Annotated in this window: 10 protein-coding genes; 4 read left to right on the forward strand and 6 right to left on the reverse strand. The window is 69.4% G+C overall.

The annotated features are described in order from the left end of the window. Window positions 1–285 precede the first annotated feature (285 nt). Window positions 286–891, forward strand: coding sequence for an anthrone oxygenase family protein (locus ACN6LB_RS36665; protein WP_445029629.1), 606 nt, complete (start codon window positions 286–288; stop codon window positions 889–891). On the opposite strand, the gene ACN6LB_RS36670 is transcribed toward ACN6LB_RS36665, so the two are convergent. From ACN6LB_RS36670 to ACN6LB_RS36695, 6 genes are all read right to left on the reverse strand, one after another. Then, window positions 840–2,105, reverse strand: coding sequence for a uroporphyrinogen-III synthase (locus ACN6LB_RS36670; RefSeq protein ID WP_445029630.1), 1,266 nt, complete (start codon window positions 2,103–2,105; stop codon window positions 840–842). The genes ACN6LB_RS36665 and ACN6LB_RS36670 overlap by 52 nt on opposite strands. Window positions 2,106–2,234: 129 nt before the next feature. Next, complete coding sequence (locus ACN6LB_RS36675; protein WP_445029631.1) at window positions 2,235–3,617, reverse strand: nitrate/nitrite transporter; 1,383 nt, start codon at window positions 3,615–3,617, stop codon at window positions 2,235–2,237. A 165-nt stretch (window positions 3,618–3,782) separates the two neighbouring features. Further along, complete coding sequence (locus tag ACN6LB_RS36680; protein ID WP_445029633.1) at window positions 3,783–4,751, reverse strand: hypothetical protein; 969 nt, start codon at window positions 4,749–4,751, stop codon at window positions 3,783–3,785. Window positions 4,752–4,913: 162 nt separating this feature from the next. Then, complete coding sequence (locus ACN6LB_RS36685) at window positions 4,914–5,336, reverse strand: Imm50 family immunity protein (RefSeq protein ID WP_445029634.1); 423 nt, start codon at window positions 5,334–5,336, stop codon at window positions 4,914–4,916. Further along, entirely contained in the window at window positions 5,333–5,890 is a 558-nt protein-coding gene (locus ACN6LB_RS36690; RefSeq protein ID WP_445029635.1) for an Imm50 family immunity protein, read from the reverse strand. Before ACN6LB_RS36690 ends, ACN6LB_RS36685 begins: the two co-directional genes overlap by 4 nt. 1 nt (window position 5,891) lies before the next feature. Next, entirely contained in the window at window positions 5,892–6,353 is a 462-nt protein-coding gene (locus ACN6LB_RS36695; protein ID WP_445029636.1) for an ATP-binding protein, read from the reverse strand. 225 nt (window positions 6,354–6,578) lie between these two features. On the opposite strand from ACN6LB_RS36695, the gene ACN6LB_RS36700 reads away from it, so the two are divergent. The 3 genes from ACN6LB_RS36700 to ACN6LB_RS36710 all read left to right on the forward strand — a co-directional run. Beyond that, window positions 6,579–7,430 (forward strand): helix-turn-helix domain-containing protein, encoded by an 852-nt coding sequence (locus tag ACN6LB_RS36700; RefSeq protein WP_445029637.1) that lies wholly within the window; start codon window positions 6,579–6,581, stop codon window positions 7,428–7,430. A gap of 12 nt (window positions 7,431–7,442) precedes the next feature. Beyond that, on the forward strand, window positions 7,443–7,631 hold the full coding sequence (locus tag ACN6LB_RS36705; protein WP_445029638.1) for a DUF397 domain-containing protein: 189 nt from the start codon (window positions 7,443–7,445) through the stop codon (window positions 7,629–7,631). A gap of 106 nt (window positions 7,632–7,737) precedes the next feature. Next, window positions 7,738–7,938, forward strand: a 201-nt coding sequence (locus ACN6LB_RS36710) for a WXG100 family type VII secretion target (protein ID WP_458576041.1), incomplete at its 3' end; no start/stop codon positions are given.

Genomic DNA, 7,938 nt, shown 5'->3' on the forward strand with positions numbered 1-7,938 from the left:
CTGTCACCGCCTTGGGGTTGCCGCCATGAGGGGTCGGTGAAGTGAGGGGATCGGTGAGGTGATCCGTGAGGTGATCGCTGAAGGGAGAGGAAAGGTTCCTGGAGACGTTCTGCGAGGCGTGCTGGGTGACGTTCTGCGAGTCCCGTACCCGCTACAGTGCCCCGCTGCACGCGCGGCCGGAAGACCCGCGGCCGGGGAGGTGCCGCGCCCGCCCTGGACGTCCGCTTATGCGGCCGCGCGTCCGGGCCATGTCACCGCCGGCGCGGCGCCGGTTGACTGATCCTCATGACAGCCAACAGCAGCACAGCGACGAACCGCAGTACCGAGAACGGCGAAGGCCGCCGTACGGCCACCACGGCCGTCCTGGGCGCGGCCGCGATCGCCATGGGCCTGATCGCCGGGGTCTTCTACATCTTCGCCTGCGACATCATGCCGTCGCTGGCCCGCAGCGACGACCGCGTCTACATCGAGGTCATGCAGAACATCAACGACGTGATCCAGAACCCGGTGTTCTTCCTCAGCTTCATGGGCGCGCTGCTGCTCACGGCCGTCTCCGCCTGGCAGTTGCGCGGCTCGCCGTACCGCCGCTGGGTGTGGGCCGCGCTGGCGGCGTACACGCTGGCGTTCCTCTTCACGATCGTCGTGAACATCCCGCTCAACAACGACCTCGCGAACGCAGGCGACCCGGCGAAGATCGCCGACCCGGCCGCCGTGCGCGAGCGGTTCGAGGACCCGTGGGTCGCGTGGAACGTCGTACGGGCGCTGCTGTCGACGCTCGCGCTGGCCTGCCTGGCCCGGGCGCTCGTGCTGCACGGGCGGTACGGCCGGTCCGGCAGGCGTCAGGCGTCGGAGTACTTGGAGTCGGCCGCCGGGTCGAGCGCGAGCCGGTAGCCGCGCTTGACCACCGTCTGGATGAGCTTGGGCGCCCCGAGGGCCGTACGCAGCCGGGCCATCGCCGTCTCGACGGCGTGCTCGTCCCGCCCGGCTCCGGGCAGCGCGCGCAGCAGCTCGGCGCGGGCCACCACCCAGCCGGGCTGCCGGGCCAGGGCACGCAGCAGCGACATTCCGGCGGGCGGTACGGGCCGCAGCGCCCCGTCGACCAGCACGGCGTGGCCGCGGATCTCGACCCGGTGGCCGGCGATCGGCAGCGTACGGGCGCGGCCCGGGAGTTCCTGGCACAGCAGTTGGACGAGGGGGCCGAGGCGGAAGCGGTCGGGTGAGACGGTGTCCACGCCGTGGGCCTGCAGCGGCAGCGCGGTGACCGGGCCGACACAGGCGGGCAGCACGTCGTGGCGCAGGGCGGCGAGCAGTTCGGGCAGCAGGCCGCGGTCCTCGGCACGGGAGAGCAGGGACGCGGCGGCGGGTGCGCTGGTGAAGGTGAGCGCGTCCACGCCGCGGGTGACAGCCGCCTCGAGCAGCCGGTCCACGGGGCCGAGGTCCTCCGGCGGCAGCCACCGGTACACCGGCACCCCGACGACCTCCGCTCCGGCGACCCGCAGCGACTCGACGAAGCCTGGCAGCGGTTCACCGTGCAGCTGTACGGCGATACGGCGTCCGTCGACGCCCTCCTCCAGCAGCCGGTCGAGCACCTCGGCCATGGACTCGGAGGACGGCGACCACTCCTCGGTAAGCCCGGCGGCCCGTATGGCGCCCTTGACCTTGGGGCCGCGGGCGAGCAGCTCGACACCACGCATCCGGGCCAGCAGGGACTCGCCGAGCCCCCAGCCGTCGGCGGCCTCGACCCAGCCCCGGAAGCCGATGGCGGTGGTGGCGACCACGACGTCCGGCGCCTGGTCGATGACTTCCTTGGTGGCGGCGAGAAGTTCGCTGTCGTCGGCGAGGGGCACGATCCGCAGGGCGGGGGCGTGCAGGACGGAGGCCCCGCGCCGCTGGAGCAGCGCCCCGAGCTCGTCGGCGCGCCGGGCGGCCGTGACTCCGATGGTGAATCCCGCGAGGGGGCCGTGGGCCGGACCGGGGTCCGGGCCGCGGTCCGAGGCGGCGGTGTCGGGCGTGCGGTCCGGGCCGCGGTCCGAGGCGGCGGTGTCCGGCGTGCGGTCCGAGCCGGAATCCGGCGTCCGGTCCGGGCGCTGCTGTTCGTCGTACATGGCTCTCGTCTCGCGCTAGTCGAGTCGTACGGTGGCGGCCGCTCCCGCACGGCCGGCCAGTTATGGCGGAACCGAGCCTGTCAATGCTCCATGACAGGCTCGGTTCCGCTTTATGTCGTCGGTGTTACGTCACACCTCGGCGTAGCTGAGCTGCGGCTTCGCCTCGGATGCGGCAGCTGTGGCCGGTGTCACTGCGGCCGGGCGGCGAAGGTATACGGCCCAGGTGACCGCGAAGCAGGCGGCGTAGAAGGCGAGGAAGGTGACGAAGGCGCCGGTGCCGGAGTGGTAGGAGAGGAAGGACTGCCGGAAGGCGAGGTTGATCCCTACGCCGCCGAGCGCGCCCACCGCGCCGATGAGCCCCATCGAGGCACCGGAGAGCCTGCGCCCGTAGGACGCGGCCTCTTCGCCCGCCAGCCCCTTGGCGACGGCCTTGGCCTGGAAGATGCCGGGGATCATCTTGTACGTCGAGCCGTTGCCGAGCCCGCTGAGTACGAAGAGCACCACGAACACGCTGACGAACAGCGGCAGCGACTTCTGCATGGAGGCGACGACGAGGACGGCGGTCGCCGCGGCCATGCCGACGAAGTTCCACAGCGTGATCTTCGCGCCGCCGTAGCGGTCGGCGAGCCAGCCGCCGACGGGCCGGATCAGCGAGCCGAGCAGCGGGCCGATGAAGGTGAGGTACGCGGCCTGCAGCGGCGTACGCCCGAACTGGTTGGTCAGCACCTGCCCGAAGGCGAAGCTGTAGCCGATGAACGACCCGAACGTGCCGACGTAGAGGAAGGCCATGATCCAGGTGTGCGCGTCCTTCGCGGCGTCCACGGCGGCACCGGTGTCGTTCTTCACGTTCGCGATGTTGTCCATGAACACGGCGGCGAGAACGGCGGCGACGAGGATGAGCGGGATGTAGATCCCCAGCAGCACGCGCGGCCCGCCGCTCGCGCCGATGATCGCGAGCGCCACGAGCTGGATGACCGGCACGCCGATGTTGCCGCCGCCGGCGTTGAGCCCGAGGGCCCATCCCTTCTTCCGCAGCGGGAAGAAGGCGTTGATGTTCGTCATGGAGGAGGCGAAGTTGCCACCGCCGATTCCGGCCAGCAGCCCGATGAGCAGGAACGTGTTGAACGATGTCCCCGGCTTCATCACGGTGAACGCGGCGATCGTCGGGATGAGCAGCAGGCTCGCCGAGACGATCGTCCAGTTCCGCCCGCCGAAGATCGCTACGGCGAAGGTGTACGGCACCCGTACGACGGCCCCGACCAGCGTCACCATGGACGTCAGCATGAACTTGTCGGCCGGGGTGAGCCCGTACTCGGGCCCCATGAAGAGCACGAGCACGGACCACAGGGTCCAGACCGAGAACCCGATGTGCTCGGACAGCACGGAGAAGAGCAGATTGCGCCGGGCGACCTTCTCGCCGGTCTCCTGCCAGAAGGCCTCGTCCTCCGGATCCCAGTGCTCGATCCAGCGGCCTCCCTTGCTCGATGCGGGGGCTGTACTCGGGGCTGTCATGACGCCTCCACGGTTCTCCGGTGCTCGCTGTCGTACGACGAGTGACTGAATCCGAAGGTAGGGAGGACGCGTTTCCGGCCTGTGGCTACGAGTGACTGGAAGGGAACGTTGCTCTCACTCGGAGCGGGGGGCTTCGGTGAGGACGTCGACGAGTGCCGGGAGGGGCTACTGCTGAGGGGGCTGCCCGTAGGGGCCGGTGGGGGGCTGCTGGCCGTAGGGGGCGTAGGGCTGGGCGGGGTGGGCGGGCTGGGCGGGCTGCGCGTAGGGGCCGGTGGGGGGCTGCTGGCCGTAGGGGGCGCCGGGGGCTGACTGCTGCCCGTAAGGGGTGGGTGTCGGCTGCTGGCCGTAGGGGGCGGAGGCGGAGGGCTGAGCAGGCTGCCCGTAGGGAGCGGGGGCGGGGGTCTGCTGTCCGTGCGGGGCCTGTCCGTGCGGGGCCTGTCCGGCGGCGTACGGCGGCGGCTGCTGGCCGTAGGGGCCGGGGGCGTGCTGCTGGTGGGGCTGCTGCGGGTGCGGCTGGTAGGGCTGGTGGGCGTACGCCCCCGTGCCCGCCCCAGGCGGCAGATACCGCACCCGGCCGTCCTGCTCCGTCACAGGCGTGAACCCGGCGGCGTGCAAGCGCGCCGCGAACTTGGCGTTCCGCTTGCGCGTGACGACGAACCCGATCCCGAGTACGACCATCATGATCGCCCAGAAGATGCCGGCACCGACGAAGTCGGCGGACTCCCCGCCGAGGCGATAGGCGAGCACCACGGACCCGATGCTGACACCGACGACGCCGTACCCCATCCTCTTCTCGGCGTTCTTGCCGGTGAGATCGAAGTTGATCCGGGCCTTGAGCAGCTCCAGCGCGTCGGGAACGACAGGCGGCAGCGAGACCCCGTCCCTCGCCTGCGGATACTGCGCCCAGTTCTGCGCGGCACGCGCCTGGGCCTGCGGGCTGTGATCGGGCAGAACGAGCATCTTCACCGACCCGTTGCGCCCTCCCTGCCGTGCGTCCGCGTACTCGTACCCGAACTGCTGGGCGACGAAGGCGAGCCGGGCCAGCTTCTTCACGGAAGACATGGGAGTGGCGAGCTCAACAGGCTCCCCGGCCGCCATCAACTGCAGCATCTTCTGCACCTGCCGCTTGCTCACTGCTCCAACTCCCCACGCGCCGAACTGGCTTCAACCTTCACGTACGCAACTTGCCCACCGTGTCACGCGGGCGCGCCCCGGCAAAACCGAGCGCCGACCGACTTGACCGGGCCTTGACGAACCCTTGCCACCAGGACGGGCGGACACACAGCCGCCGCACAGTCACTCCGAGCCGCGCGCGGCGAGGTAGACGCGCGTCCGCCCCAGCGACACCGAGGAGGCCCGGAACCGGATCCCGTCCTCTGCCCCGCCCAAGGTGACATCGACCCGCCCGCCGTCCCGACGGACGAGCCCGACCTCCTTTGCCTGAGCGGGCCCCCACCCGTGAACGCGCAAAGCCTCCACTCCGACAAGGACGAGGTGGAACTCAAACATGTTGAAGGGCTTCTGCCGCCACTCCGAAGGAGGCTTGGACGGCAGCCGCTCGGTCTCGAACCCCAGGGTGACCGAGTCGCCGCGTTCGTCGAGGTGCACGTAGAAGAGGGAGCAGGAGTCCAGCGACGGAGGGTCCCCGTCGTACAGCTCACGCAGTCCGGCCAAATCCCCGGCGGCCACGAGGAGTTGCAGCCCGTCGAACACGCTCATGCGAAGTAGGTCTTCTCGTCGGTCCCGGGAAGGGAGGTATGCCGTCGGGCATCAACCCTGCTCACGAAGAGATGCCTTCCACCGTCCGCCCCGTCCTCCCGCCCCTTGAAGGCACTCACATGACGGACGACCACCGAGTCACTACTGCTGAACTCCAGATCCAGCCCCTCACCACCGACCCGCACCCTCATACGCCGCCGATCGCCCCAGGGAACCACCTCGACCACGGCGACAACCGGAGGCGACCACCGGGCCAGGGCGAGATCCTCCACCGCCAGGAACTCCAGCTGACACTGCACGGTGTCCATCCCCGCGTCGACCCACTCCTGCGGCGCCACCTCGGCGTCAGGAAAGGAGGCCAGATCGACGCGCAGGGTCAGGGTGGGCCCCCGCCAGTTCAAGTTGACCGACCGAACCCGCGCTTCACGGATGACGGGAACGCACCCGTAGAGCCCCTGGAGCAGCTCCGGATTCACGAGAACCCCGTCAACGGTCATAGCTATGCCACTCCAAACACGTAGGGCGAATTCCCATACGGCTACCTGCACGATCACGTCAGGCAGCCCCACTCCGCCGCCCACCCACCTCGAACCACAGCAGCTTCCCCGCACCACGTCCGAGCAGGCCGTCCCCAAACGCCCAACTACCCCAAGAGTCCGCGCATTCCTGTACGAGAAGCAGCCCGCGCCCTCCCTCGGACCCAGCCGCCACAGGACGAACGCGTCCGCCGGGCGGCTTTTCGAAGGGAGCGGGGATATAAGGATGCGTATCCCACACGCCCACCCGCAACCGCCCGTCACCGAGCGCGGTCAGCCGCAGCGAGGCCGGCCCTTTCGTGTGCAGGTACGCATTGCTGACCAACTCGGACGCCAACAGCTCGACGACGTCCAGGACTTCGCACATGCCGTGCCCGTGGAGCGCCGCCCGCACGGTCATACGTGCGACACGTGCGGCGCGGGGGTCATGAGGCAGACGGAGGGCGTACACCCAGGGTGGGGACGCGGATACGGTAACCATGGATGGCTCCTGCGAGTGGGGGCTTGGGTTCGCTCAACGGCTCCGCCGGGTGGTGGCATGCCTGACTGCGGTGCGCTCCCGGCTTGTGGGCGTGGGCAGTTGGGCGGTACGTGACACAACGTAGCGTCAGGAATGTAAGTTCTTCCATTGAAGTAGCGAAAACCTACCAAGACCCACTCGTGTGGGTGATGCCTCAGCCCGCACAACAGAAGGAAGCAACGCACCATGCCGCCCAGCCCGACCGTGCCCCTGCGCCAGCAGCGCCTGGGCTTCGAGCTGCGGAAGCTCCGCGAGCGCGCGGGACTCAGCTCAACCGCCGCCGCGAACCTGCTCGGCGGCCCGCAGGCGCGGATCAGCAACATCGAAGCCGGGCGGTACGCCGTGAGCGCCGACCGCGTACGCACGCTGGCCCGCAACTACAGCTGCCCCGACGAGGCGTACGTCGACGCTCTCGCCGCGATGACGGGTGGCCGCAAACGCGGCTGGTGGGAGGAGTACCGTGACACGCTCCCGTCCGACTTGCAGGACCTGGCCGAGCTGGAGCACCACGCCACGGCCCTGCGCGTGGCTGTCACCATCCATATGCCCGGCCTGTTGCAGACCACGGAGCACGCCCGCGCGGTGATGCGCGAAGCGGTCCCGCCCCTGCGGTCGTACGAGATCGAACACCGCGTCTCACACCGCGTGAAGCGCCAGGCGGTCCTCTTCAGGGAGCCCCCGACCCCGTACAGAGCCCTCGTGCACGAAGCGGCACTGCGGATGGGCTTCGGCGGCCCGGACATTGCCCGCGCCCAGCTCGGCTACCTGCTGGAGATGAGCGAGCAGCGCACCATTACCGTCCTAGTGATCCCCTTCGGGGAAGCCGGCTTCCCCGCCTCGGGCCAACCCATCACCTGCGCCACCGGGCCGGTACCTCAACTCGACACCGTCGTCCTTGACACCGACCACGGATGCGAATTCCTCGATGCGGAGGCCCAGTTGCACCGCTACCGCTCCGTACTGAACCGCATGGAGTCCCGCGCCCTCTCCCAAGAGAAGTCCCGAGACCTCATCCAGCACATCGCCCGAGAACTCTGAGGAGCCCCCCCCATGCCCCCACTCGCCTGGCAGAAATCGACCTACAGCGCCGAAGCAGCCAACTGCCTCCACGTCGCCGCCGCCCCCACCGGAGCCATCCACCTCCACGAGAGCGACGCCCCGAACGTCATCCTCACCACCTCCCCCACAGGCCTGCACAAACTCATACGCACCCTCAAGGCCACACCCGCGCCTCACTGATACAACCTTTCCCCTTGCCCCACACACCTAGTAACTTCGCACCTGCGTACGCCTGTTCGTGTTGCTGTTGATGTTGGTGCTGGTGTGGCCGTTACGGGGGATGGACATGGCGGGGAATCGGCCGGGGGACTGGCACGTTCTGGACCTGGACAAGGATCCGACGCCGGGTGATCCGGACCGGGTGCGTCATCTGGCCAAGACGTTGCACGACTTCGCGGATGACGTGTCGGATGCGCTGCGGTCGGTGAAGTCGATGGCGGGTGAGGACGCGGTCCTGAAGTGGGCGGGGAAGTCGGCCGAGGCGTTC

The sequence above is a fragment of the Streptomyces sp. SAS_270 genome, from assembly GCF_052543295.1.